This is a genomic window from Marinobacterium lacunae, assembly GCF_000705555.1.
GTDB lineage: Bacteria > Pseudomonadota > Gammaproteobacteria > Pseudomonadales > Balneatricaceae > Marinobacterium_D > Marinobacterium_D lacunae.
This window is the reverse complement of the sequence record NZ_JMQN01000036.1, coordinates 154161-179231: the sequence shown is the minus strand read 5'-3', so window position 1 is coordinate 179231 and position 25071 is coordinate 154161. Positions and strand designations below refer to the sequence as shown.

General features: G+C 58.6%; 25 protein-coding genes. 18 read left to right on the top strand and 7 right to left on the bottom strand.

All coding sequences use genetic code 11. The features are described 5' to 3' along the window. Positions 1–16 precede the first annotated feature (16 nt). Positions 17–472, bottom strand: a complete 456-nt coding sequence (gene dut / locus ADIMK_RS11970; protein ID WP_036188273.1) for a dUTP diphosphatase — start codon at positions 470–472, stop codon at positions 17–19. Beyond that, positions 444–1673 carry a bifunctional phosphopantothenoylcysteine decarboxylase/phosphopantothenate--cysteine ligase CoaBC gene (gene coaBC / locus ADIMK_RS11965; protein ID WP_036188271.1) on the bottom strand — a complete coding sequence of 410 codons (1230 nt, stop codon included), beginning with the start codon at positions 1671–1673 and terminating at the stop codon, positions 444–446. Before coaBC ends, dut begins: the two co-directional genes overlap by 29 nt. 121 nt (positions 1674–1794) lie before the next feature. Here coaBC and radC point away from each other — a divergent pair, with 121 nt between their 5' ends. The 11 genes from radC (at position 1795) to ppk1 (ending at position 13515) form a co-directional block, all read left to right on the top strand. Further along, on the top strand, positions 1795–2469 hold the full coding sequence (radC, locus tag ADIMK_RS11960; RefSeq protein WP_036188268.1) for a RadC family protein: 675 nt from the start codon (positions 1795–1797) through the stop codon (positions 2467–2469). A gap of 203 nt (positions 2470–2672) precedes the next feature. Continuing rightward, positions 2673–2909, top strand: coding sequence for a 50S ribosomal protein L28 (gene rpmB / locus ADIMK_RS11955; RefSeq protein WP_036188265.1), 237 nt, complete (start codon positions 2673–2675; stop codon positions 2907–2909). Between the two features lie 13 nt (positions 2910–2922). Then, a complete protein-coding gene (gene rpmG, locus ADIMK_RS11950; RefSeq protein ID WP_027854336.1) occupies positions 2923–3090 on the top strand; it encodes a 50S ribosomal protein L33 in 168 nt (55 codons plus the stop codon). A 278-nt stretch (positions 3091–3368) separates the two neighbouring features. After that, the gene (locus tag ADIMK_RS11945; RefSeq protein WP_036188260.1) at positions 3369–5327 is read left to right on the top strand and encodes a methyl-accepting chemotaxis protein; all 1959 of its coding nucleotides are present in this window, start codon (positions 3369–3371) and stop codon (positions 5325–5327) included. A gap of 72 nt (positions 5328–5399) precedes the next feature. Next, complete coding sequence (locus tag ADIMK_RS11940) at positions 5400–6299, top strand: DMT family transporter (RefSeq protein WP_231517044.1); 900 nt, start codon at positions 5400–5402, stop codon at positions 6297–6299. An 18-nt stretch (positions 6300–6317) separates the two neighbouring features. After that, complete coding sequence (mutM, locus tag ADIMK_RS11935; RefSeq protein ID WP_036188257.1) at positions 6318–7130, top strand: bifunctional DNA-formamidopyrimidine glycosylase/DNA-(apurinic or apyrimidinic site) lyase; 813 nt, start codon at positions 6318–6320, stop codon at positions 7128–7130. Positions 7131–7170: 40 nt separating this feature from the next. Then, positions 7171–8088, top strand: coding sequence for an alpha/beta hydrolase (locus ADIMK_RS11930; RefSeq protein ID WP_051692897.1), 918 nt, complete (start codon positions 7171–7173; stop codon positions 8086–8088). A gap of 104 nt (positions 8089–8192) precedes the next feature. Continuing rightward, entirely contained in the window at positions 8193–8723 is a 531-nt protein-coding gene (locus ADIMK_RS11925; protein ID WP_197027527.1) for a phosphatase PAP2 family protein, read from the top strand. A 1-nt stretch (position 8724) separates the two neighbouring features. Further along, positions 8725–9771, top strand: a complete 1047-nt coding sequence (locus ADIMK_RS11920; RefSeq protein WP_036188255.1) for an MJ1255/VC2487 family glycosyltransferase — start codon at positions 8725–8727, stop codon at positions 9769–9771. Between the two features lie 522 nt (positions 9772–10293). After that, complete coding sequence (gene hemB, locus ADIMK_RS11915) at positions 10294–11304, top strand: porphobilinogen synthase (RefSeq protein ID WP_036188253.1); 1011 nt, start codon at positions 10294–10296, stop codon at positions 11302–11304. Positions 11305–11352: 48 nt separating this feature from the next. Then, positions 11353–13515 (top strand): polyphosphate kinase 1, encoded by a 2163-nt coding sequence (gene ppk1, locus ADIMK_RS11910; RefSeq protein ID WP_051692905.1) that lies wholly within the window; start codon positions 11353–11355, stop codon positions 13513–13515. A 33-nt stretch (positions 13516–13548) separates the two neighbouring features. Here the strand turns inward: ppk1 and ADIMK_RS11905 are convergent, their stop codons facing one another. Next, positions 13549–14382 (bottom strand): SDR family oxidoreductase, encoded by an 834-nt coding sequence (locus tag ADIMK_RS11905; protein ID WP_036188251.1) that lies wholly within the window; start codon positions 14380–14382, stop codon positions 13549–13551. A gap of 48 nt (positions 14383–14430) precedes the next feature. On the opposite strand from ADIMK_RS11905, the gene ADIMK_RS11900 reads away from it, so the two are divergent. From ADIMK_RS11900 to ADIMK_RS11890, 3 genes are read left to right on the top strand one after another with little or no spacing between them, the layout of a single operon-like run. Continuing rightward, positions 14431–15348: a hydrogen peroxide-inducible genes activator gene (locus ADIMK_RS11900; RefSeq protein ID WP_036188249.1), complete on the top strand. Its 918-nt coding sequence runs from the start codon at positions 14431–14433 to the stop codon at positions 15346–15348. After that, the gene (recG, locus tag ADIMK_RS11895) at positions 15348–17429 is read left to right on the top strand and encodes an ATP-dependent DNA helicase RecG (protein WP_036188248.1); all 2082 of its coding nucleotides are present in this window, start codon (positions 15348–15350) and stop codon (positions 17427–17429) included. The genes ADIMK_RS11900 and recG overlap by 1 nt, the downstream gene beginning before the upstream one ends. A 20-nt stretch (positions 17430–17449) precedes the next feature. Continuing rightward, the gene (locus tag ADIMK_RS11890) at positions 17450–17965 is read left to right on the top strand and encodes a DUF501 domain-containing protein (RefSeq protein WP_036188246.1); all 516 of its coding nucleotides are present in this window, start codon (positions 17450–17452) and stop codon (positions 17963–17965) included. Positions 17966–18037: 72 nt separating this feature from the next. Here the strand turns inward: ADIMK_RS11890 and ADIMK_RS11885 are convergent, their stop codons facing one another. Beyond that, complete coding sequence (locus ADIMK_RS11885) at positions 18038–18286, bottom strand: YfhL family 4Fe-4S dicluster ferredoxin (protein ID WP_036188244.1); 249 nt, start codon at positions 18284–18286, stop codon at positions 18038–18040. A 32-nt stretch (positions 18287–18318) separates the two neighbouring features. Beyond that, positions 18319–18798: a pantetheine-phosphate adenylyltransferase gene (gene coaD, locus ADIMK_RS11880; RefSeq protein ID WP_036188241.1), complete on the bottom strand. Its 480-nt coding sequence runs from the start codon at positions 18796–18798 to the stop codon at positions 18319–18321. A gap of 369 nt (positions 18799–19167) precedes the next feature. Here coaD and ADIMK_RS11875 point away from each other — a divergent pair, with 369 nt between their 5' ends. Continuing rightward, positions 19168–19800, top strand: a complete 633-nt coding sequence (locus ADIMK_RS11875) for a TetR family transcriptional regulator (RefSeq protein ID WP_036188238.1) — start codon at positions 19168–19170, stop codon at positions 19798–19800. Here the strand turns inward: ADIMK_RS11875 and rsmD are convergent. Beyond that, on the bottom strand, positions 19789–20406 hold the full coding sequence (gene rsmD / locus ADIMK_RS11870) for a 16S rRNA (guanine(966)-N(2))-methyltransferase RsmD (protein WP_036188235.1): 618 nt from the start codon (positions 20404–20406) through the stop codon (positions 19789–19791). The two genes, ADIMK_RS11875 and rsmD, sit on opposite strands and share 12 nt — an antisense overlap. Positions 20407–20410: 4 nt before the next feature. Further along, on the bottom strand, positions 20411–21589 hold the full coding sequence (locus ADIMK_RS11865) for a hypothetical protein (RefSeq protein WP_036188232.1): 1179 nt from the start codon (positions 21587–21589) through the stop codon (positions 20411–20413). Between the two features lie 125 nt (positions 21590–21714). Here ADIMK_RS11865 and ftsY point away from each other — a divergent pair, with 125 nt between their 5' ends. The 3 genes from ftsY to ftsX are packed head-to-tail and all read left to right on the top strand — an operon-like array spanning position 21715 to position 24927. Then, positions 21715–23259 (top strand): signal recognition particle-docking protein FtsY, encoded by a 1545-nt coding sequence (gene ftsY / locus ADIMK_RS11860; RefSeq protein WP_231517043.1) that lies wholly within the window; start codon positions 21715–21717, stop codon positions 23257–23259. Positions 23260–23267: 8 nt separating this feature from the next. Further along, a complete protein-coding gene (gene ftsE / locus ADIMK_RS11855) occupies positions 23268–23936 on the top strand; it encodes a cell division ATP-binding protein FtsE (protein WP_036188229.1) in 669 nt (222 codons plus the stop codon). Further along, on the top strand, positions 23926–24927 hold the full coding sequence (gene ftsX, locus ADIMK_RS11850) for a permease-like cell division protein FtsX (protein WP_036188226.1): 1002 nt from the start codon (positions 23926–23928) through the stop codon (positions 24925–24927). The genes ftsE and ftsX overlap by 11 nt, the downstream gene beginning before the upstream one ends. Positions 24928–25071: the final 144 nt, after the last annotated feature.

Sequence of the window (25071 nt, the reverse complement as noted above, 5' to 3'; positions counted from 1 at the left end):
TTGCACGCTATTCGGTTCAGTGTCGGCCGGAGGATCCGAAACCGCCGTCGCCACGGTCGCTATCGGTAAACTCTTCGACTACCTCGAAGTCCGCCTGTACAACCGGTACCAGCACCATCTGGGCTATGCGTTCGCCCGGCTCGACGCTGAAGGTGGTATGGCCGCGGTTCCAGCAGGATACGAACAGTTGGCCTTGATAGTCGGAATCGATCAGGCCGACCAGGTTGCCGAGCACGATGCCGTGCTTATGCCCCAGGCCGGAGCGCGGCAGGATCATGGCGCACAGGTTCGGGTCCTCAATATGGATTGCAAGGCCGGTGGGAATCAGTTCGGTCTGTCCGGGCTCCAGCGTCAGTGCCTCGTCCAGGCAGGCGCGCAGGTCGAGACCGGCGGAGCCTTCGGTGGCATAGGCGGGCATCGGAAACTGCTGACCGATACGGGAATCAAGAATCTTTACCTGAAGTTTTCGCATACTCATTGAAGTGTCTGGCTATTCTGTTGATCAGCTGGCGAGCCAGCTGCTGTTTATGGGTTTGAGGCAGGGTTTCAATACTATCGGGCCCGACCAGCGTGACGGCGTTTTCGTCGCTGTTGAAGCCGATGCCGGGTGCGGAGACATCGTTCGCCACGATCAGATCGAGCTTTTTGCGTGCGAGTTTGTTCTGAGCATAACTCACCACATCACGGGTCTCCGCTGCAAACCCGACGGTATAGGGACGATCCTCAGCGGCGGCCACGGTGGCCACAATATCCGGGTTCTTGACCAGATGAAGCTCCATGATCTCTTCGGAGCCTTTCTTGATCTTGTGCTCGGCGATCGAGACAGGACGGTAGTCAGCCACCGCGGCGGCCGCGATGAACAGGTCGCAACCGGACAACCCGGTCAGCGATGCATCCAGCATCTGCTGGGCACTTTCCACCCTGATGCACTCCACCCGCTCGGGGGCGGCGATGCTGACAGGGCCGGTAATCAGCTTCACTCGGGCACCGGCATCCCGCGCCGCTTCTGCCAGTGCATAGCCCATTTTGCCGGAGCTATGGTTGGAGATGTAGCGGACTGGGTCCAGTGCTTCGCGTGTGGGGCCTGCGGTGATGAAAACGGTACGTCCGCTCAGTGCAAGCGTCTCGAACTGTCCGGCGCAGAGTTCAGCGAGCTGGCTGGGCTCCAGCATACGCCCCGGGCCGGTATCGCCACAGGCCTGTTCCCCGATACCGGGGCCGAACAGCTGAATGTCGATGCTGGCTTTTAACTTATCCACATTCTGTTGGGTGCGGGCGTCACGCCACATGGCCTGATTCATCGCCGGTGCCAGGCAGATGGGGGCATCGCTGGCCAAGCACAGAGTGGTGAGCAGATCGTCCCCCATGCCGGCGGCCAGTCGGGCAATGAAATCGGCACTGGCCGGTGCAACCAGAATAAGGTCGGCCCACTTGGCCAGCTCGATATGGCCCATCCCGGCTTCCGCTTCGGGATTAAGCAGCTGCAGATGAACGGGATTACCGGAGAGCGCCTGCAACGTTAGAGGCGTGATGAACTCGGTGGCCGCCGGTGTCATAACGACACGAACATCGGCTCCGGCACCCTTGAGCAGGCGGGTTAACTCGGCGCTTTTATAGGCCGCGATGCCGCCAGTGATTCCCAATAGAATCCGACGGTTAGTAAGTCTGTGCATACCCTGTGTATCCGATAATATCTGGATGAGCTGGTGGGCTGATTAAGCGCTTTACGATACCATCTTGGCTCTGTATTGCGTAGTACGGAACGCACACTGCCAAACCACAAGGAGGTGGATAATGGCGATATCGGACTGGCCGGCGCAGGAGCGGCCAAGGGAAAAACTGCTCGCAAGAGGGGCGGATGCGCTCTCCGATGCAGAGCTGCTGGCAATCTTTCTCAGAACCGGCGTCAAGGGCAAAAGCGCGGTCGACCTCTCCCGCGAGTTGCTGACCCGTTTCGGGGGCCTGAGGCAACTGATGGAAGCATCGGAACACCAGTTTTGCGCCGCACTTGGGCTTGGGCAGGCCAAGTATGTGCAGCTACAGGCCGTCATGGAGATGTCGCGCCGCCACTTGGCAGCACAACTTGAACGCGGCTCTGCGCTGGAGAGCCCGCAAGCGGTGCGCCAGTATCTGGCCGCGCAGCTGCGCCATGAGCCACGTGAGGTATTTGCCTGCCTGTTACTGGACAACCGGCATCGGGTGATTCGATATGAGCCGCTGTTTTTCGGCACCATCAACGCGGCCAGTGTCTATCCCCGTGAGGTTGTGGCGCTGGCGCTAAGGCATCAGGCGGCGGCAATGATACTGGCGCACAACCACCCTTCGGGTGTGGCGGAGCCGTCTCAGGCGGATCGCCAGATCACCGACCAGCTGGTGCGGGCGCTGGCGCTGGTCGAGGTGCGGGTGCTCGATCATTTAGTGGTGGGAGATGGCGAGAGCGTCTCCTTTGCCGAACGCGGCTGGCTCTAATGGTCGAGTGGCACGCTGGTGATTTAATAAACAAAAGGCTGGTACTGACCGCTAGATATCTGTAATATACGCGGCCTTCTGTCCCGTAATGGTACGGTATTCAGTTCGGTTTATTGGACGCTCCGCCTGAGAGAGTTGCTGCATCGCTCTCGATAAACATCGGACAGAGGTTAATAGAGAACCCAAACATAAGGTTTAAAACAATGTCTCGAGTTTGCATGGTAACGGGCAAAGGCCCGGTAACCGGAAACAACGTTTCCCACTCTCAGCGCAAGACGCGTCGTCGCTTCCTGCCGAACCTGCACTGGCACCGTTTCTGGGTTGAGAGCGAAAACCGTTTCGTACGTCTGCGTGTTTCCTCCAAGGGCATGCGTATCATCGACAAGAAGGGCATCGACACAGTTCTGACCGAACTGCGTGCCCGCGGCGAGAAAGTCTGAGGAGATTTGAATCATGGCTAAAGGCGCACGCGAGAAGATCCGCCTGGTATCCTCTGCCGGTACCGGTCACTTCTACACCACCGACAAGAACAAGCGTAACACTCCGGACAAGTTCGAATTCAAGAAATACGACCCGGTTGTTCGCAAGCACGTGATCTACAAGGAAGCCAAGATCAAGTAATCTTGATCAGCTTTCAAAAAACCCTGGCTTACCCGCCGGGGTTTTTTTATGTCAGCTGCACAGCTGAGAGGGTCAGCAGTAAAAATTTGGAGCGCTTCGGTGGGCATGACTCTGCGGCAACTGTCCGATGTCGTATTCCAGTTAATGAATTTCGCAACTTCCGCTATATTAAGGTCCCAACCTGAAAATCGGGTACTTGGGATTGCAGCTACAGGGTGTGCGGCGCTAGCAAGAGGATGGGCCCTGGTCCAACCGGATAATCCGAGAACCTACAGATAATGAAGATCAAACAGAAACTTATCCTCGCATTTGTCGCCAATACGCTGTTGGCGAGTGTTCTGCTCTCTCTATTCAGTATCAGCCAGTCGAGGGAGGCGGCGCAGGAGCGCTTTGCCGAAATCAGCGCACTGCAACTACAGACGGTTGATGACTCATTCAGCGCATTCTTTCGGGATATAGGACGGGATATCGAACATCTGGCCAAGGCACCGATCCTGCGGCAGGTTGATGACAGTATCAAAACCTACTACGACCAGCCCGAGCAACAGATGACACCGACGAAAAACGGTGGCTTGGAGGCCGATATCTATCGTCATCTCGAGCGCTTCGGTAGCACGCACCCCGGCTTTAATTATGTCTATATCGGCACCGAAATGGGTGGCTACGTGCAGTGGCCTGAAAGCAAGATGACGGCTGACTACGATCCGCGTAAGCGCCCTTGGTACATGACCACCAAGGCTAAGCCCGATGCCATTCTCTTTGGTGACTCCTACTATTGGGCCGGTGATGACATCACGTTGGTGCCGGTGTCGCATACCTTTAGAGACAGCAATGGCAAGCTGCTGGGGGTGCTTTCTGCTGACGTATCGCTGGCATCTCTGACCGATATGGCGCAGCAGGTAAAACTGGGTGAGAAGGGCTTTCTGATTCTGGTCGAAGATACCGGTAAGGTGCTGGTCGATGCCTCGAATCCTGATAATAACTTCAAGAACTTAGCCGATCTCTCCGGCAGCGCCTATCAGCAGTTGGACAAGGCTTCCTCGGGGCTTCTGCAGTTGACGCTCAATGGCGAGGAATATGAAGCGCGTGTTCACCAGTCCGATGAGTTGGGCTGGAAACTGGTCGCTCTGATGCCAAGAAGCGAGATCATGGCGCCTGCTCAAGAGCTGATGTGGACGACCCTGGGTATTACCGCGCTGGTGTTGCTGGCGGTCTGTGTGCTGGCGTTCTGGCTCTCCGGAATGCTGGTCAAGCCGATTCTGATGGTGAGTAAGGGGTTGAAGGAGATTGCCCAGGGTGGTGGTGATCTGCGCGGCCGACTGAGTGTTGTCAGCCGCGATGAGGCGGGCGATCTGGCGACCTGGTTCAACCAGTTCCTGGATTCGCTGCAGGGGCTTGTGACTCAGGTGAACCAGAGCGCCCATGAGGTGGCCAGTGTTTCGGCTCAGGCACAAAGCAGTGCAGCGGCTGTTGATCGTGCCAGTGAACACCAGCTGCGCGAAGTCGAGAGCATGGTGGCCGCGGTCAACGAGATGTCCGCGACTGCCAGCGAAGTGGCCCGCAGCTGCGCTCAGACTGCCGATGCGGCAGGTGCAAGTCAGGAAGCGAGCGACAGCGGCAAGCGGATTATGGCAAGCACCGAAAGCAGTGTGCGCCAGTTGGGCGAGCAGGTTGCCCAGTCGGTGAACTATATCGGTGAGCTTGAACAGGAAACCGGCCAGATCAACACCATTCTTGAGGTGATTCGCGGCATTGCTGAGCAGACCAACCTGCTGGCGCTGAACGCAGCGATCGAGGCGGCGCGAGCCGGCGATTCCGGCCGCGGTTTTGCCGTGGTCGCCGACGAGGTGCGTACGCTGGCGCAGCGTACTCAGGTGTCGACCGAAGAGATCGGTGCTCTGGTTGAGCGCTTGAATGTACGTACCAAGCAGGTCGTGGATACCATGGCGGCGAGCCAGGCGAAGTCGAAAGAGGCGGTGTCATTGTCCGAGCAGGCACATGAGGCGTTTGAGCAGATCAAGCGCTCAGTGGACCAGATCACCGATATGGCTACACAGATCGCCAGTGCCGCCGAGGAGCAGCATCAGGTTTCTGAAGGTATCAACGCCAATATCGAAGCGATCCACGGTGCGGCCAACGAGGTCAATCAGGTTTCCGCCGAGGTGGCCAATAACTCGTCGCGGCAGTCTGCGTTGGCAAACAAACTGACCGATCTGATGAAGCAGTTCCGGGTGTAATTACCGGGACAGTCCTTCTGCTGAAGGCTGCCCTTATAGCAGGGCGGCCTTTTGTCTTTTTATGGGGTAACAATGAGTACAACAGGGATGCTGGATTCTTCGCGCGTTAAACAGATAGTACCGCTGCTATTTGTGCTGTTATGGAGTACGGGCTTCATTGGCGCCCGCTTCGGGTTGCCCTACATCGAGCCGTTCAACTTCCTGTTTATTCGCATGTTGTTGACGCTTGTAGTGTTCGCAGGACTCATTCTGGTGCTGCGCTCACGTTGGCCGAATCGTCATCAGGCGCTTCACCAGATGGTGGTCGGATCACTGGTCCATGCCGGCTATCTGGGCGGTGTCTTTGCTGCGATTCGCTGGCAGATGCCCGCGGGCGTGACCTCCCTCATTGTCGGCCTGCAACCCCTGTTGACCGCGGTACTGGCCTGGGTGATCTGGCAGCAGCGGTTGCGCCTGCTGCAGTGGCTTGGGCTGGCGTTGGGGCTGTTGGGTGTTGTGCTGGTATTGGCCGGTGGCAACCGTCTTAACCAGTTCGAGCTGATGCCAGCGGCGTTGCTGGCAGTGCTGGTAGCGCTGGTCGCCATCTCGGTGGGTACGCTCTACCAGAAACGTTTTGGTCAGGGCGTCGATCTGGTGGCCGGTTCCTTTTTTCAGTATCTGGCCACGGCGGTCTGGATGGGCTTGCTATCGTTTGCGTTCGAAACCCGTGTTGTCGATTGGCAACTGCCGCTCATCGGCGCCATGGCCTGGCTGGTACTGGGACTGTCCGTATCGGCTATCCTGCTGCTGATGCTGATGATTCGCGAGGGTGAGTCATCGCGGGTGGCGAGCTATTTTTACCTTGTGCCACCGGTTACCGCGATCGAGGCCTGGTGGTTATTCGACGAGCAGCTGGGGCTGATTGCGCTATGCGGGGTGGCGATCACCGTTGCTGGCGTCTATCTGGTGTTGCGCCCTCAGCGTGCCCGCTGACCGCATTGGATCTAGAGCATGCCTGAACTACCTGAAGTCGAAACCAGTCGCGCCGGTATAGCACCCTATCTCGAGGGGCACCGGATTACCGCCTTGAGGGTGCGCCAGCCCCGCTTGCGCTGGCCTGTACCGTCAGATCTAGCTGCCCATCTCGAAGGGCAGATCGTCCGCTCCGTTAGTCGTCGGGGTAAATACCTGCTGATTGCCGTTAATGGAGGCTGTGCGCTGCTTCATCTGGGCATGTCGGGCAGTGTGCGGATTCTGCCTCAGGGCACGGTGGCCGGTAAGCATGACCACGTGGATCTTGAGCTCGACAGCGGTCTGATGTTGCGTCTGACCGATCCCCGACGTTTTGGCGCTTTGCTATGGCAAGCCGAGGGGGAGGAGCACAAGCTGCTGGCATCGCTGGGGCCCGAGCCGCTGTCGGATGCATTTGATGTCGATCATCTGGGCAGGTGCTGCAAGGGCCGTCGGTCCAACATCAAGGCGGTGATCATGGACAGTCATGTTGTGGTCGGAGTTGGCAACATCTACGCCAACGAGGCGCTGTATCTGGCCGGGATCGATCCGCGGCGCGCAGCCGGACGGATTTCGATCGCCAGACTGCAAACCCTGGTGGCGGCAATTAAGGCGGTGCTGGCCAGAGCAATCGAGCAGGGTGGCACGACACTGCGGGACTTTGTCGGTGGCGACGGTAAGCCTGGCTATTTCAGCCAAGAGCTGAATGTCTACGGCCGTGCTGGTGAGGCCTGTCCCGGATGTGGCAACATACTGAAAGAGGTACGTTTGGCGCAGCGCAGCACGGTATTTTGTAGCCTGTGTCAGACGTAGCGCCTGATATGCCATCCCCCATCGTGAAACGGGAGCGAAGATGAACCGTCCTGCCGAACATCTGGCACCCCCGGTATTTGATGCACCGGATGATCCAGTGCGCCGTGAGCTGCGCGAAAAACTTGGAATCGAGCGCTTTCTGTCAGCCCGGGAAGCGTTTCGCATCGGGCCAGAGGGTGTGCACTGTGAGTATTACCACCACAGCGATGCCTCGCCGCTAATCCTGTTTCTGCCGGGTATTGGCACCTATTCGGAGCTCTATGCTGAGCTGCTGGCTTCCGTCAGCGCGCGAGGCTTTAACGTCGTCGGTGTCGACCCCAGGGGGCACGGCTATTCCGATGGGCGGCGCGGCGAATATACCGTCGACCAGACGGTCTGTGATCTGGAGCGGGTGGTGTCGGCACTTTTACCGCGCTCCAACGGCAAGGTCGGTGTCTACGGATACTCCATCGGCGCGATGCTGGCTGTTGCGCTGGCCGAGTGCGATGCGCGAATCGGCTCGGTGTTGTGCGGCACGCTGCTGTTGACTGAGGTACCGCCAGACATGTTGCATCAGGCGGGTTGGTTTTGGACCTGGGGCTCGGCACAGCTGTTTCCGTCGCTACGTTTACCGCTACGCTCGTTTATCGACTTTGACACCCTGCTGGCTGGTAATCCGGCAGGGGAGGCGATCAACGATGACCACCGTGTTGTGTTTGACTATCCATTGAGCACACTCTCAAGCCTTTTCACCCACCGCGCGGGTGTGGCGTCCCAGCAGTACGATTTCAAGGCCGGTATCATTCAGGGTGAGCACGACGAAGTGCTCTCGGTGGAGTATACGCGCCGCGTGCTTGAGGCACTGGTTCACCCGTTCGAGTGGATACGGGTACCGGGCGAGGGGCATATGATCCCTTGGGATAATCCCGAGCAGCTGACCGTGCTGGTCTGTGACTGGTTTCAGCGCACTCTGGATTAAGCGGCCCAGCGGCTACCGTCACCAAAGCGTCAATCCTCAGTCATCGGGTTGTCATCCGGTTCTGTAAATAATGCCCTCAGGCTGCACAGAACCGGATGACCGCTATGAACAGACTGCAGAAGCTGACCGCCGTGGATACCCGAATTTTTTACTGGTGTAACGATCTACATCGGGATCTCGGCATGGCCCCTGTCAGTCGGTTTGTCTCCCGGCTTGGCGACGGTGTGCTGTATCTGCTGCTGGGATTGGGGCTTGCGCTCTGGGAGGAGGAACTGGGGCTGACCTTTCTGGAGGTCGGGTTACTCGCGTTCGCTCTGGAGCTACCACTCTATCTGTTACTGAAAAACACCATACGCCGGGACCGCCCCTGCCATCGTCTCGATGGATTCAGGGCCGTGATCGAGCCGTCCGACAAGTTCAGTTTTCCATCCGGCCACGCTGCTGCAGCCTTCCTGTTCGCAACCGTGCTGGCGAGCTTCTACCCCTCGCTGGCACTGGGTGCCTTTGTGGTGGCGGCGCTGATTGGCCTGTCCAGAATTCTGCTGGGTGTGCACTATCCTACGGATATCGCCGCTGGCGCCCTGTTGGGTATCTGTTGCGGGGTATTCTCGCTTCACCTGTGGGAGATGTTCTGAGGTGCGGATACTCTACGGCGTTCAGGGGACAGGGAACGGCCACATAACCCGTGCCAGGGTGATGTCCACAGTGCTTGCAAAAGCGGGTGTCGAGGTGGACTACCTCTTTAGCGGCCGGACGCCTGATCGCTATTTCAACATGGAGCCCTTTGGCGACTATCGCACGCGGCGGGGCCTTACCTTCTTCACCGATGCGGGCAAGGTGCAGCTGGCGAAAACGCTGTTCGGTAATAGCCTGCTTCAGTTATGGCGGGACATTAAGTCTCTGGATGTCCGCGGTTACGATCTTGTCCTGACTGACTTCGAACCGGTTACTGCCTGGGCGGCGCGTCGTCAGCGGGTGCCAAGTCTCGGGATCGCCCATCAGTACGCGTTTTGTTATCGGGTTCCCGGTACCAAGACGGCACCCTGGTTGAAACCGGCCTTGAAACTGTTTGCGCCGGTGGACCAGGCGATCGGTGTGCACTGGCACCATTTCGATGCGCCAATACTGCCGCCATTGATCGAGCCCCCCAGTTTTACCGTGTCCACGCGCGCGAAAGAGGTGCTGGTGTATCTCCCGTTCGAGCGTCTAGATGATATTTGCTATCTGTTGCAGGGTTTCCCTGAGTATCGGTTCCTGATCTACGCAGCGGTAGAGGCACAGCAGGAAGCGCGCAATTTGGTGATCAAGCCCTTCTCACGTGAAGGCTTTCAACGTGATCTGGCGAGCTGTGATGGTGTCATGTGTAATGCCGGTTTCGGTTTGTGCAGTGAGGCTATGCAGGCCGGGAAAAAGCTGCTGATCAAACCACTGGCCAATCAAATCGAACAGGAGGCGAATGCCCGGGCGCTGGCTGATCTGGGCCGAGCCCGTGTCATGAAGCGTCTTGAGCCGGCTGCCATCACCCGGTGGCTGGATGAAACCAATCCCGATCCGCTGCTTTGGCCCGATACCGCATCGGCACTGGTCGATTGGTTACTTGATGGCCGTCAAGAGCCTATAGCGTCGCTGTCTCAGCGCGTATGGGCCGACCGTCTGCCCGAGCTTCAAAGCTCTACTTCCTGAAATTTATCTGAACTGACACGTGACGACTGGCCACTACACGGCTGTGTGGTGCGAGGCTGTGCGTGTATTGGACGGAGAGGGGAGTGTAGGGTGGGTCTGTACAAGGCTCTTTACAAGGCTCTTTATAAGACAAAGGGGTGCATGTTCCGTCATACACCCCTTTATTGGCGTCCTTTGTCCATGCACCTTGATGCATCCTGCGTGCGTCCTGCTGTCCTGCGATGCCGTTTTACGCGCCATCCGGGCATTCAGTCCCTGAACAGGAGATCCTGAAACCCATTATGACCGCACCTGCAAAAATGGATATAGGAATTTTTCCTAGTTTTTCCGATTTTACTCTCGAAATATTCATACTCAGTTTTGCCCGCATTGCACAGGGTGATTGATCCGGGCCTGATGAGGCGCAGGAGCGATTGGGTTACTATGGCTTCATGCGTCGACCTGGCCTTGTATCCCTATCGGTTGTCATGCAAGTGTCATCTTACTGTCGTCAAATGCGAATCCAGAATTAAGGAACGAGCCGTGGCTTTCAGCAACAGTCAGCGTTTTTACCCCGATACCCGTATGCGTCGTATGCGTGCAGACGATTTTTCCCGCCGCCTGATGCGCGAGAATCGATTGAGCCCGGACGATCTGATCTACCCGATGTTTGTCATCGAGGGTGAGGGTGAGAAAGAGGCAGTGGCCTCCATGCCCGGCGTCGAGCGTCTGAGCATCGATCTGCTGGTCAAGGAGGTCAGGGAGGTAGCGGCGCTGGGTATCCCCGCTGTGGCGCTGTTTCCGGTCACGCCGCTGAGCGCCAAGTCAGAGCTGGCGGAAGAGGCTTATAACCCCAATGGTCTGGCGCAGCGTGCCGTACGTGCGATCAAGGATGCTGTGCCGGAGCTGGGTGTTATCACCGATGTGGCGCTGGACCCGTTTACTACCCACGGTCAGGACGGAATCATCGACGAGCGCGGTTATGTACTGAATGATCGCACCGTCGAAACACTGGTGCGTCAGGCGCTGTCTCATGCCGAGGCCGGTGCCGACGTGGTTGCGCCGAGTGACATGATGGACGGTCGTATCGGCCAGATTCGCGATGAGCTGGAGGACCGCAGCTTCGTGAATACACGTATAATGGCGTACTCTGCCAAGTATGCGAGCGCTTACTACGGACCTTTCCGTGATGCGGTTGGGTCGGCTGGTAATCTGGGTAAGGGCAACAAGTTCAATTACCAGATGGATCCGGGTAACAGTGATGAAGCACTGCACGAGGTAGCGTTGGATCTGGCCGAAGGGGCCGACATGGTCATGGTCAAGCCGGGTATGCCGTACCTGGATATCGTGCGCCGTGTTAAGGAGGAGCTCAAAGTTCCAACCTTTGCCTATCAGGTCAGCGGCGAGTACGCGATGCATATGGCTGCATTCCAGAACGGATGGCTGGATGAAGAGAGCGTCATGCTGGAATCGCTGCTGGCGTTCAAACGCGCAGGCGCCGACGGCATTCTCACCTATTTCGCGATGAGAGCGGCGCGTCTTTTAAACCGATAATCTATTATTGGCAGGGAAATGATGGAGCTGGAAACTGGAGTTGAAGAGATGATCGAGAACGCTGAGCTGGAACAGGTCTGTGATGCGACCGTTGCGCTGCGCGACAGCCGAGAGAGCTTGCCGACGATCGATCCTATCGAGGCACCTCCGGTGGATCTCAAGGCGTCGGAGCTGTATATCAACCGCGAACTGAGCCACCTCCAGTTCAATGTCCGCGTGCTTGAGCAGGCGCTGGACGAGAAGCAGCCGCTGCTTGAGCGGCTGATGTTCCTGCTGATCTTCTCGAGCAATCTGGACGAATTTTTTGAAATCCGCGTAGCTGAGCAGATGCGTCAGCTCAAGTACGGTCGCGAGGCTGTCGGCCCCGATGCCATGCATCCGCAGAAGGTATTGGAGAAGATTCGCGAGATCTGCGAGATCAATGTTGACCGCCAATACCGTATTCTCAACGAGATCATGCTGCCGGCACTGGAGCGCGAAGGGATCCACTTCCATCGCCGTGGCACCTGGACGCCCGAGCAGCGAGCCTGGGTTGAGGAGTATTTCAACGAGAAGGTGGTGCCGGTGATCAGTCCGATCGGGTTGGATCCGTCGCACCCCTTCCCGCGACTGGTTAACAAGAGCCTGAACTTTATCGTTGAGCTCGACGGCAAAGATGCCTTTGGCCGCGAAACCGGTATGGCGATCATACCGGCACCGCGTTCTCTGCCACGCCTGATCCGGTTGCCGGACGAGCTGTGCGATGGCGGCGATAATCTGATCTTCCTGTCGTCGATCATCCATGAATTTGCCGACACCCTGTTCCCGGGCATGACAGTGGATGGCTGTTTCCAGTTCCGCATCACCCGCAACGCCGACCTGTCGTTCGATTTCGAGGAGATCGAGGATCTGGCCCGCACACTGCGCGGCGAATTGCACTCCCGCAAGTTCGGCGATGCAGTGCGTCTTGAGGTGGATAACCGCACGCCCGAACATCTGATCGCGTTCCTGCAGGAGGAGTTCAAGTTGCCGACGGCCCATGTCTATCGCGTCGACGGCCCGGTTAACCTGACCCGTCTGATGGCGGTGCGTGATCTGGTCGAGCGCAAGGAGTTGCGCTGGGATCCGTTCACACCGGGACTGCCCAACAAGCTCAAGAGCACCGACGATGTATTCTCCGCGCTGAAGCGGGGTGACCAGCTGCTGCTGCACCCCTTCCAGTCGTTTACGCCTGTCATTGATCTGCTGCGCCAGGCGGCCAAGGATCCAGACGTCATCGCGATCAAGCAGACTCTGTACCGCACCGGTGTGAAGTCCGATATCGTCAACGCGCTGGTTGAGGCGGCCAGAGCGGGCAAGGAGGTCACGGTCGTCATTGAGCTGCGCGCACGCTTTGACGAGGAGAGTAACCTGCAGCTTGCCAGCCGCCTGCAGGAGGCGGGCTGTCTTGTCGTTTATGGCGTGGTTGGCTACAAGACCCACGCCAAGATGATGCTGGTGGTGCGCCGGGAGGGTAATAACCTGACCCGATACTGCCATCTGGGTACCGGCAACTATCACTCGGGCACCGCTCGACTCTATACCGACTACAGCTATATGACCGCCGATGAGCAGGTGGGCGAGGATGTACACAAGATCTTCCAGCAGCTGACCGGCATGGGCAAAATCCAGAAGCTGCAGAAGCTCTACAATGCGCCCTTTACCCTGCATGCCAAGATGATCGAGCTCATCCATAACGAGATCCGAAACGTCAAGGCCGGCAATGAGGGGCACATTATCATCAAGGTCAACGGCCTGACCGAGCCCAAGCTGATTCGTACGCTGTACGAGGCCTCCCAGGTTGGCGTTAAGGTTGACCTGATCATCCGCGGCATGTGTCGGTTGCGCCCGGGGCTGGAGGGGATCTCCGATAACATCCGGGTGCGCTCCATCATTGGCCGCTTCCTCGAACACACCCGTGTTTACTGGTTTGCCAATGCCGGTAAACCGACCGTAATCTGCTCAAGCGCCGATTGGATGGAGCGCAACATGCTCAACCGTGTCGAAACCGGCTTCGAGCTGTACGGCAAGCACGCCGCGCGCATCCGTAGCGAGCTGGACTACTATCTGCGCGACAACTGCCAGAGCTGGGAGCTGCACTCCGATGGCAGCTACACCCAGAATATTCCCGCCGAGGGAGAAGAGTTGTTCAGTGCTCAGCAGACACTGCTTAACGAACTGGCCAACAGCTAGCTCCTGTAAGGCCGCCGTCCTGTACGGCGGCCTTCAACGCTCCAGCTGGGCTGCGTAGCCACTGCGATAATCGCTGTGGATAAACTGGTAGCCGCTGGCCTTTATCCGCTGATTGCGGCAGCGTTTGCTGCCGCCGCGACGTACCTCACGCCATTGTGTTACCGGGCTTTCGGTTTGCTCGGCCAGCCATGCCATCACGTCATGGATAGGCGTGGGTGCGTCGTCACTGGCCAGATACAGTGGTGACAGTTGCTCACCGAGCAGGTCTTGCCGGATTAGATGCGTCAATATTCCCGCACAATCATCCCGATGGATTCGATTGCTATAGTGTATGGGTGTCTCCGGTGCCTGAATGCCTGAACGCACCTGGCTGATCAGGTGGTTTCGGTCGGGGCCGTATATGCCGGAAAAGCGCACGACGGTGGCAGGGCAACCCGCGTTGCGAGCTTCGGTTTCGCTTTCCAGCAGGATCTGGCCGGTCGGGCTGTCGGGCTCGGTGGGGCTGAACTCATCTACCCATTCATGGTCGTGTTGCCCGTAAACGCCCGTGGAGCTGGTCAGGAATAGCCGTTTGGGCGGAACCGGCAGTGCCGCCAGGGTCCGGCGCAGGCCATCGACGTAAACGGCGCGATAGATATCGAGGTCGCGGCTTTTGGCCGCCGCGCAGTAGACCAGATAGTCGCAGGCCGGTAACGCGGGCAACGGACCGCTGGCCGCAAGGTCAGCTGCAATTGGCTGGATGGGCTTGGGGAGCTGGTTTATAGTACGGCGCAAACCATGGACCTCGGCGCCCTCTGCGCTGAGCCTGAGGCCCAGAGCGGTGCCGACATCCCCGCAGCCTGCAATCAGTACCCGGGTCGTATGCATTTTGATCTCCACGCATTTACTCGGACGTATCTTAACAGAGGAATCTGCATGACGCTGACAGAGCTTCGTTACATCGTCACATTGGCTCAGGAGCAACACTTTGGTCACGCGGCCGAGCGCTGCTATGTAAGCCAGCCGACATTATCGATAGCTGTGAAAAAGCTTGAGGAGGAGCTGGGGGTTGCACTGTTTGAGCGCAGCAAAAACGCGGTCAGGGTTACACCTGTAGGTGAAAAGGTGGTGCGACAGGCCCAGATGGTGCTTGAGCAGGCCGAGGCGATACGGGAAATGGCAAAGGAGGGCAAGGACCAGCTGGCCTCGCCTTTGCGTGTTGGAGCTATCTACACCATCGGACCCTATCTGTTTCCCCGGCTGATACCGCAGATGCAGGCGCTGGCACCGCAGATGCCGCTTTACATCGAAGAGAACTTCACCGAAGTGCTACGCGGCAAGATCCGTAATGGTGAGCTCGATGCCATCATTATTGCGCTGCCGTTCCACGAACCGGATGTGCTGACCCGTGCGCTGTACGATGAGCCGTTCATGATGGTGCTGCCCAAGGAGCATCCGCTGACGAAGGAGAGTGAAATCGACGCCAGCAAGATGAACGAAGAACGTATGCTACTGCTCGGCGAGGGACACTGTTTCCGCGATCAGGTGCTCGAAGCCTGCCCGACAATAAACCAGTCATTTCACGACCAGCACACCATTACCGAGGGCAGTTCGCTCGAAACGATACGCATGATGGTTGCATCGGGCCTGGGGACCAGCGTATTGCCGGTTTCTGCTATCGAGGGGCACCCCTCGCGTGATCTGGTCGCAACGCGGCCGTTCAAGGCGCCTCAGCCGACCCGTACCGTGGCGCTGGCCTGGCGTGCCAGCTTCCCGCGCCCGCAGGCTATTGAGGCCTTGATGCAGGCGATTACGGCCTGTCGTCAGTTACCACCGGTGCTGGATATCGCTTGATGCTGAGCGGGGGATGCGCACCGATTCCTGTCACCGACATCAAAGGGGTCGGGACCGCGCTGGCGCTGAAGTTACAGCGTTTGGGGATCGAGAGCATTCAGGATCTGCTGCTCCACCTGCCGCTACGCTATCAGGATCGAACCCGGATCCTGCCGATAGGCTCGCTCAGGCCCGGCGATGAAGGGGTAATCGAAGGGCAGATTGCCGCCAGCGATATCGTGCAGGGGCGTCGCCGCGCGCTTTTGTGCCGGTTGCAGGACGGCACGGGCACCCTGAGTCTGAGATTTTTTCACTTTTCGGCGGCCCAGAAAAACAACCTGGCAAGCGGTGCGCGTGTGCGCTGCTTCGGCGAAGTAAGGCCCGGCCCGTCGGGGCTGGAGATCGTGCATCCCGAATATAAGGTGCTGAAAGCGACCGGGTCTGTGGATGTCGAGGAGCGGCTGACGCCCGTTTATCCATTAACGGAGGGGCTCACGCAGGGGCGGATACGGTCGCTGGCCGCTCAGGCGCTGGAGTGGCTGGATCGGGGCATCGTCGAAGACCTGATACCCGATACATTGCGCAGCCAATGGAAATTGCCGGAACTGGCACGGTCAATCCGTTACCTGCATCAGCCGCCTGTCGATGCGGATCTCGACGGATTGCTCGCTGGCACCCACCCAGCACAGCGACGCCTGGCGTTTGAAGAGCTGCTGGCGCACCATCTATCCCTATTACAGATCCGCCACAGCGTGCGTGAACAGGGCGCTCCCGCCCTCAAGGCGACTGGTAGCCTGAGCGTACCGTTTATCGCCCAGCTGCCCTTCGAGCTGACCGGCGCCCAGTTGAGAGTGGCGCGTGAAGTGGCGCGAGACTTAAACATGCCGCACCCAATGTTAAGGCTGGTGCAGGGCGATGTGGGCTCCGGTAAAACCGTTGTCGCCGCGTTGGCGGCGCTCCAGGCGCTGGAAAATGGTGCTCAGGCCGCCGTTATGGCACCGACCGAGATTCTCGCTGAGCAGCACTTCAACAACTTTAGTCAGTGGCTTGAGCCGCTGGGTATCTCGGTTGCCTGGCTGGCGGGAAAGGTCAAGGGTAAGCAGCGTAGCCGCGAGTTGGAGCGCATCGCAAATGGCGAGGCCCAGCTGGTGGTGGGGACCCACGCGCTGTTTCAGGACGAGGTGAGATTTTCCAATCTGGCGGTGGTGGTGATCGACGAGCAGCACCGGTTTGGCGTGCATCAGCGCCTGAGCCTGCGCGAGAAGGGGCGCAACGGAGAACAGACGCCACACCAGCTGATCATGACGGCCACCCCCATTCCGCGTACGCTCACCATGAGTGCTTATGCCGATCTCGACTGCTCGATCATCGATGAATTACCGCCGGGGCGGACACCGGTTAATACCGTGGTGATCGCAGACTCGCGCAGGGATCAGGTGGTTGACCGCGTGCGCAAAGCCTGTGGTGAGGGGCGTCAGGCCTACTGGGTCTGCACGCTGATCGAAGAGTCCGAGGCGTTGCAGTGTCAGGCGGCTGAGGTCACCGCCGAGTCGTTGCGAGAGGCGCTGCCGGAGTTGCGTATTGGCTTGGTGCATGGGCGGCTAAAAGCGGCCGAGAAAGCGCAGATTATGGCCGCGTTCAAGTCTGCCGAACTGGACCTGCTGGTGGCGACCACCGTCATTGAAGTCGGCGTTGATGTGCCCAATGCCAGCTTGATGATTATCGAAAATCCCGAACGTCTGGGGTTGGCACAGTTACACCAGTTGCGTGGTCGTGTGGGCCGCGGCTCTGTCGAGAGTTTCTGTGTGCTGATGTATCATGCGCCGCTTTCACAGCAGGGGCGGGAGCGTCTGGCAGTGATGCGCGAGAGCACGGACGGATTTCGTATTGCCGAGAAGGATCTTGAGTTGCGGGGGCCCGGCGAGGTGCTCGGGACGCGCCAGACCGGCATGATGCAGTTTCGCATCGCCGACCTGCAGCGTGATGCCGACCTGCTGCCGCGGGTCAAGCGGGCCGCGGCCGATATCGAACACAGCCCTTCGCTGACACAGGCGCTGATCAGCCGCTGGCTCGGTCAGGGCGCCGACTATGCTCATGTTTAACAGACTGGAACGGGATTCAGATGCAGCCGACTGCTGAACAACTTGTCATGATTGAACGTCAGCTAGGGCGTAAACCGCGCGGGATAGCGGCTATCGCGTATGCCACCGAGCAGGGCGTACCTGTTGTGTTGCAGATGCGTTCACTGATCGATGACAAGCCGTTCCCGACACTTTATTGGCTCTGTTCGCGCGATCTCTACCAGATGATCGCCGAGATCGAAACGGGCGGTTGGGTCAAGCAGATTGAGCAGGCGCTGGCTGATGACGAGGTGCTTCGGCAGCAGTATATGCAGCAACAGCAAGCCTATGTCGACCTGCGCTGGCGCCTGATGGACCCGGAGGATCGTGCGCGCATCGAAGCGCTGGGCTTCAGTGATCTGTATCACCGCTACGGCATCGGCGGCATTGCCCAGTGGGACAAGGTGCGCTGTCTGCACATGCAATATGCCCATCATCTGGTGGGCGACAACCTGGTCGGTCGGAAAATGGATGAGGTGTTCGGGTTGAACGAGCGTCTGGCAGAGTTGAAGCTCTGACGCGGGTGAGGGATAGACAACAAAAAACGGCAGGTTGAACCTGCCGTTTTTTGTGTGGCCGATCGCGGGCGTTTAGCCCTGAACCAGCTTCTGATACTTCTGCATCAGCTGATCTTCGGACTCGACGTGATCCGGATCTTTCGGGATGCAGTCGACCGGACAAACTTCCACACACTGCGGCGTGTCATAGTGACCGACGCACTCGGTGCATTTGCCCGGATCGATTTCATAGATTTCTTCACCCGGAGAGATCGCCTCGTTCGGGCATTCCGGTTCACATACATCACAGTTGATGCATTCATCGGTAATCATCAATGCCATGTTGGCTACCTCAATGACTGACAGGGTTCAAGTTACGGCTGATAGTGCTGCTTCAGGGTGCTGGCAACCGACGGATGGACAAACTGGCCGACATCTCCGCCAAGTGAGGCAATCTCACGAATCAGCGTAGACGAGATGAACGACAGGCTCTCTGCCGGTGTCAGGAATAGGCTTTCGACCTCGGGTGCCAGCTTGCGGTTCATATTGGCTAGCTGAAACTCATACTCGAAATCCGATACCGCGCGCAGTCCTCGCAGGATTACGTTTGCACCCTGTTCCCGGACAAAGTCAGCGAGCAGGCAGTCAAAGCCAATCACTTCCACACTGTCGAGGTGGGCAAGTGCCTGCTTTGCCAGGCTGACCCTGAGCTCGAGATCCAGAGCGGGCCCTTTTTTCGGGCTGTCTGCGACGGCGACAACAATGCGATCAAACAGACGAGAGGCGCGTTCAACCAGATCGGTATGACCGTTGGTAATCGGATCGAAAGTGCCGGGATAGACTACCGTATTCATTACAGGCGCTGACCTATGTATTTATGAGCGACACTGTTTCAAGAAACTTGTCCCAGGCTTTTTTGCATCTGCACAGGGTTCAAGCATCCTAAGGCGCGGATGTTAGCCCAATTGCCCGAGGCGCACAAATAGATTAATGGAATCGAATATTTAAATTTAGTTATAAAAACTTATGTTTTATATTTTATTAAGGCATAAAGCGTGAGGGTATTATCCTGATCGCCCACGCATTGGTCGGTAATACTGCGTGCTTTGTGACGTTTTGATGACTCTTGTGTGACGTCGCTTGATTACTCCCGAGCCGCATCGTAGTTTCTTGCCTCAGTCCGGTCTAAATTGAAGTGGCCGGCGGCAACTAAGGAGAGGGGCGTGGTCAGGCGTAGCCGCGAAGACGCGGAAGCAACCCGGCAAGCATTGCTTGATACGGCGTTGGTGCTGTTTGCAGCACAGGGACCGGAAGCGGTTACCATGAAACAGATAGCGGCGCAGGCGGGGGTGACCCACGGCGCCATGTATTGGCATTTCCGAAACAAGCAGGATCTGCTGGTTCAGCTGCTGTCCCAGTGCGAGCTCCCCTTTGAACGCCACTATCTGGAGCAGCGACAGGCGGTGCAGCAGGATGCGTTGGGTGCACTGGAGGCCTTTGTGCGCAACAGCCTTAGACAGCTCACTCAGGATGCCCGGGCGCGCAATATCTATCGGCTGTTCCACTACGGGCGGGCTTGCTCACCGGAGCTGAGGCCTTTGCAGCCAGTTTTGAACGGCCAGTTGGAAACCTGGCAAAACTACCTGCACTATTTTTTGAAGCAGGCGCGCAAACAGAAACAACTGCGAAAAAAACTGGATCTGGACCAGATCAGTGCCAGCATGATGATTGCGCTGGTCGGTGCCATTGATCTCTGGCTGACCTTGCCCGAGCAGTTTGACCTCGGGGTGCAAGTGGAGTGTCTGATGACAATCCAACTCGAAGGCCTGAGGGCGCTCAAACCCTCAATGCTCTGACAGGCGTTCGTACAGTCGGTAGCTGACCTGACCTGCCTGCTTCTCCCGATACAGCTGCCAATCCGAAGGAAGGGGGGGCAGCGTCAACTCCCGTTCACATTCGATGTAGATCATCGCCCGGGCCGCTAGCAGGTTTCGGCTCTCCAGCAGCGCGCATAACGGCGCGATCAGGCCCTGACGAAATGGGGGGTCCATAAAGACCAGATCGAACCGCTCGGACTCGTCGGTGGGCCGGGCATCCAGCCAGTCCAGCGCGGCGGCGGTGATTACTTCTGCATTCTGCGCCTTAAGCAGCTGAAGGTTGGCCTGCAGTGCGCGGGCGACCTGCGGTGAGCGGTCGACGAAGGTGACGGACGCAGCACCTCGGGACAATGCCTCCAACCCCAAGGCTCCGCTACCGGCGCACAGATCCAGACAACGGGCGCCATCGGTTACGCCCTGCAACCAGTTGAACAATGTTTCCCTCACTCGATCCGGCGTCGGACGCAGTCCCTCGATTTCGGGAAAGCTGACCTTGCGGCTGCGCCACTGGCCACCAATGATGCGAAGTACAGCTTCAGAGGCGTCGGGTTGGCGGGGGCGTGCTGAGTGGTTGCGGCGGCTCATCAGGTCAGTGTCCAGCGGTGTTAAATCGAATATGGAGGCTCTGGGCAGGCACCAGCGTATCGGTGAGCAGTTGGCGCGCCTGCGTGAGATTCAGGGATTCAAGTGTAGCGCGAAACGCCGTGTGACTGTCCAGCGGCATGCGATAGAGCGCAACCAGATCCAGCCACTGCTCGGGTGTCTGCGCCTCTAGCACGTCGAGTTGATTGAGCAGGGTGCTGCGGGTCTCATCAAGTAGCGCTTGATCGAGCTGCTCCGCCAGACGATCACCATCGGGCAGCGGCGCTGTCCACTGATGCAGCAACAACGCGCGATACCCTCCGGTTGCCAGGGGGTGCCAGAGCCAGCGGTAATCGGCGTCAGCGGGCGCCATGCGCGATAAAAGGTGCGACACCAGCTCGGCGCCGAGGCGTTGCCGAGCAAGTGATGCGCCATCGTGCGGCGCGGGGATAGGTTGGGCGAGCAGCTCCCAGCGAGTATCCAGACGGCTGCCGGTGGCGGGAATTATCAGTGTACCGGCCTGAGGTGTCGATAAGGGTACGCCATCGGCTGTCGGAGGTACGCTTGTATCTGAGTTGTTCAATCCTTCTCCGATCAGAATGCGGCGGAGGGGCGTTGTCCACAGTCCGGCATAGAGATCAGCGGCGTGGGTATTGGTTCGCAACTGGTCGCCAAAGGCGGCCAGCAGGCGGTCTTCGGCCGACTGACTGTTCAGATAACGTTCAGCCTGCAGACGCTTCTGCAACGCGCTCCAATCGACAGGGGCAGGCTGAGACAGGATGCTCACTATGGATTGAAGCTGCTCGGGCCTGGGGGCGTTGGCCATATGAAAGATAACGCTCCGGTAGTGGCTGCGCCGCTCCAGCCGGGCCTGCCACTGTATCTCATTGAGCCGCTGTTGCACGGACGGGCTTTCGAGTCGCTGGGCAAGCGCGCGTTCCACTGACTGGTTGGCGACCCAGGCCTCATCACTGGCCGTATTCTGCAGAGGCAGTATCAGCTTGAGCTGATAACCTGAGCGCTTGTCAGGCATCAGGTAGCCCAATGCTTTCTGCCAATGGATCTGGTCCAGAGGGCTGGGCTGTTGTCCGGCGCGATGCAGAATCAGGATCACGATCGGTAATACCCAGATAAGAATCATCAGGTAACGTCGGTTGAAGAGCGGCTGCTGTCGGACTTTGACCAAAGCTTTATGCGTCCTTCGCTTAAGTAAGCGCGCCGCTATGGTAAGATAACGCGCTTTGGAATTTCATCGAATGGGGCGCAAGCGTCGAGGCTGGTCGTCCCTGTTATCCGGATACTACAGAATTTATGGAAGCACTCTACACCTGGATGCTCGATAACGGGCTGGATCCTAATTTACTCCCTTACGGCGCTGGTGCGCTGGCCTTCGTCATCCTGTTGGTCATTTACCTGTACCTGCGTGGTAGCAAAACCGAGCAGCAGGCGTCCCCGACATCCGCTGTGGAGACTGAAGCGCGTGAAACCGTCGAGTCGCGACAAGTGGCCGATGGGGCTGGAAGCGCGCCGGTTGAGACCGAGCAGGATACGACCGAAGCCCGTACTCAAACTGAAGTGGCTGTTGAAAGTGCGCTGGAAGTCGAGACGCCTGTCGAAGCCAAGCCTGAAGCCTTTGTTGAGGTAGAGCCGGAGCAGCCGGAGCCAGAGGCAGTCGAGCCGGAAGCAGACGTTGCAGACGAGGCCGAGCAGCTGGCGCAGGAGCGCGCAGAGGCGGAGCGTCAGGCGCTGGAGCAGGCCGAAGCGGAGAAGGCCGCCGCTGAAGCCGCCGCACGGCAGAAAGCCGAAGAGGAAGCGGTGGCCGCGAAGGCTGCGGCCGAACAGGCCGAGCGTGAAGCAGCGGAGAAAGCCCGTGTCGAGGCCGAGAAAGCAGCGGCAGAGGCGGCTGCCAAGGCTGAAGCTGAGCAGGGCGAAGCGCGCCAGACCCGCCTGTTCGAACGGATCAAAAGCGGCCTTAGCCGCACCAAATCCGGCCTGACCGAACAGCTTGGCAGCCTGTTTCTCGGCGCCAAGGAGATCGATGACGATCTGCTTGAAGAGATCGAAACGCTGCTGCTGATGGCCGATGTGGGTGTCGAGGCGACGACCGAGATCGTCACTCGCCTGACCGAACGGGTAGCGCGCAAGCAGCTGAAGGATCCCGAAGCGCTGCGTGAGGCTCTCAAGGAGGAGCTCGCAGAACTACTGGGAGGTGTCGAACATCCGTTGCGGTTGCCACAAGACAAGAGCCCGGCAGTTATCCTGATGGTTGGTGTCAACGGGGTGGGCAAGACCACAACGATCGGCAAGCTGGCCAAACGCTACCAGAGCGAAGGCAAATCGGTGATGCTGGCGGCGGGCGATACCTTCCGTGCCGCGGCGGTTGAGCAGCTTCAGGTTTGGGGCGAGCGCAATAATGTGCCGGTGGTGGCTCAGCACACAGGGGCTGATTCAGCATCGGTGCTGTTCGATGCCCTGCAGTCGGCCAAGGCGAAGGGAGTGGATGTGTTGATCGCCGATACGGCCGGGCGCCTGCAGAACAAGGACAATCTGATGCAGGAGCTGCAGAAAGTCGTTCGCGTCATGCAGAAGATCGACCCGAGCGCACCGCATGAGGTGATGCTGGTACTCGATGCCGGCACCGGGCAGAATGCGATCAGTCAGGCCAAGCAGTTCAAGGAAGCGGTGGGTGTCACGGGTATCACCCTGACCAAACTTGATGGCACCGCCAAGGGCGGCATCATTTTCGCCATCGCCAAACAGTTTGGCTTGCCGATCCGCTTTATTGGCGTTGGTGAGCAGGTCGATGATCTGCGCCCATTCGAGGCGAACGAGTTCGTCAAGGCCCTGTTCGATTAAGAGCGATTATGACCGCGATCCGCTTCAGCAATGTCGGCAAGCGTTACCCCAACGGCCATGATGCGCTGGTGGGGCTCGATTTCACCCTTGAATCGGGCGAACTCGCCTTTCTGACCGGTCACTCCGGCGCCGGCAAGAGCACCCTGCTGAAGCTGATCATGCTGATGGAGCGGCCCAGCCGCGGAGGCGTCTGGGTCGGGGATCGAGACCTGACCAAACTGCCGCGCAAGCAGATCCCCTTTCATCGCCGCGAGATCGGCGTTGTGTTCCAGAATCACCAGCTGCTGTTTGATCGCAGCGTGTTCGACAATGTGGCCCTGCCGCTGCAGATATCGGGCTATGATCCGGTGGACGCGGCGCGGCGTGTGCGGGCGGCATTGGACAAGGTGGGGCTGTTGTCGCGGGAGAAGCTGAACCCGATTACGCTCTCCAGCGGCGAGCAGCAGCGGGTCGGCATTGCCCGTGCCATCGTACACAAGCCCAAGCTGCTGCTGGCCGACGAGCCGACCGGTAACCTGGACCCCGAGTTGTCCGAGGACATCATGCACCTGTTCGAACAGTTCAACCGTATCGGTACTACGGTGCTGATCGCCAGCCATGACCTATCCCTGATCAATCGCCTGCAGCACCGTGTGCTCTCTCTGCAGGCTGGACGGTTGGTGTCCGATGGCTACTGAGCGCAAGAGCCCGCAGTCCCAGACAAAGGGGCGGATGCCACCCCGAGGTGCCGTGCAGCACCGTGTCGGTGTTGCTGACCGGCTGCGAGGTTGGCTGCGCCATCATTATGAGGTGGCGGCTCAGGCGCTGGTACGACTTTGGAGCACCCCGCTGGCCTCGTTGATGACTTTGGCGGTTCTTGCGATTGCGCTGGCGCTACCCGGCTTCATTTTCACGGCACTGAAAAATGTCGAGCAACTGACGGCGGGTCTCGATACCGATCCGCATATCTCGCTGTATCTGGATGTGTCGCTGAGTGATGAGCGAGTCGACAGCTTCAGTCGAGAACTGCTGCTGCGCGATGATCTCATCTCGGTTGAGCTGATCAGCCGGGACAAGGGACTGGCCGATTTCAAAGCCTATACACGTTTTGACGATCTGCTCGACTTTTTCGACAGCAATCCGCTACCCGCCGTGATTACACTGATTCCCGGTACCGAAGAGCCCGATCAGCTACAGCAGCTGCAGCAGGAGTTGGCTGCACTGCCCGAGGTAGAAGAGGCGCGGCTGGATCTTGAGTGGGTACGCAGGCTCGGGGCCTTCATGGCACTGGCCGAGCGGGGTGCTTGGGTGCTGGGCGGCTTGCTGTCGCTCACTGTGCTGCTGGTGGTTGGCAACACCGTGCGGATGACCATAGAAAGCCGCCGTGACGAGATTCTGGTCAGCAAGATGGTCGGCGCAACCGACGCCTGGGTGCGTCGGCCGTTTCTGTACAGCGGCATATGGTTTGGTGCCTTTGGTGCGCTGTTGGCATGGTTACTGGCGCAACTGGCGCTGGCTCTGATCTCTGAGCCTGTGCAGGCGCTTGCCGCACTCTACCTCAATGGCTATGTCGTTCAGGGGTTGGGGCCGACGGAATCCCTGACGCTGCTGCTAATCGGTATCCTGCTGGGGCTGGGCGGCGCCTGGATCGCGGTCGGTCGACACCTGCGTGACATGGAGCCCGGTTAGGTACAGGTGTTGCGTTTTGTCTGGGCAGGCGCTATTTTTTCCGGTCCGGAATGGGATTGAAACGGTTTTGGGTGGAACTTTTCCCGCCTGATTCCGGTCTTAGTTCCGGTTTCATATTGCTGGATGTTTACGAGGTGACTCCTT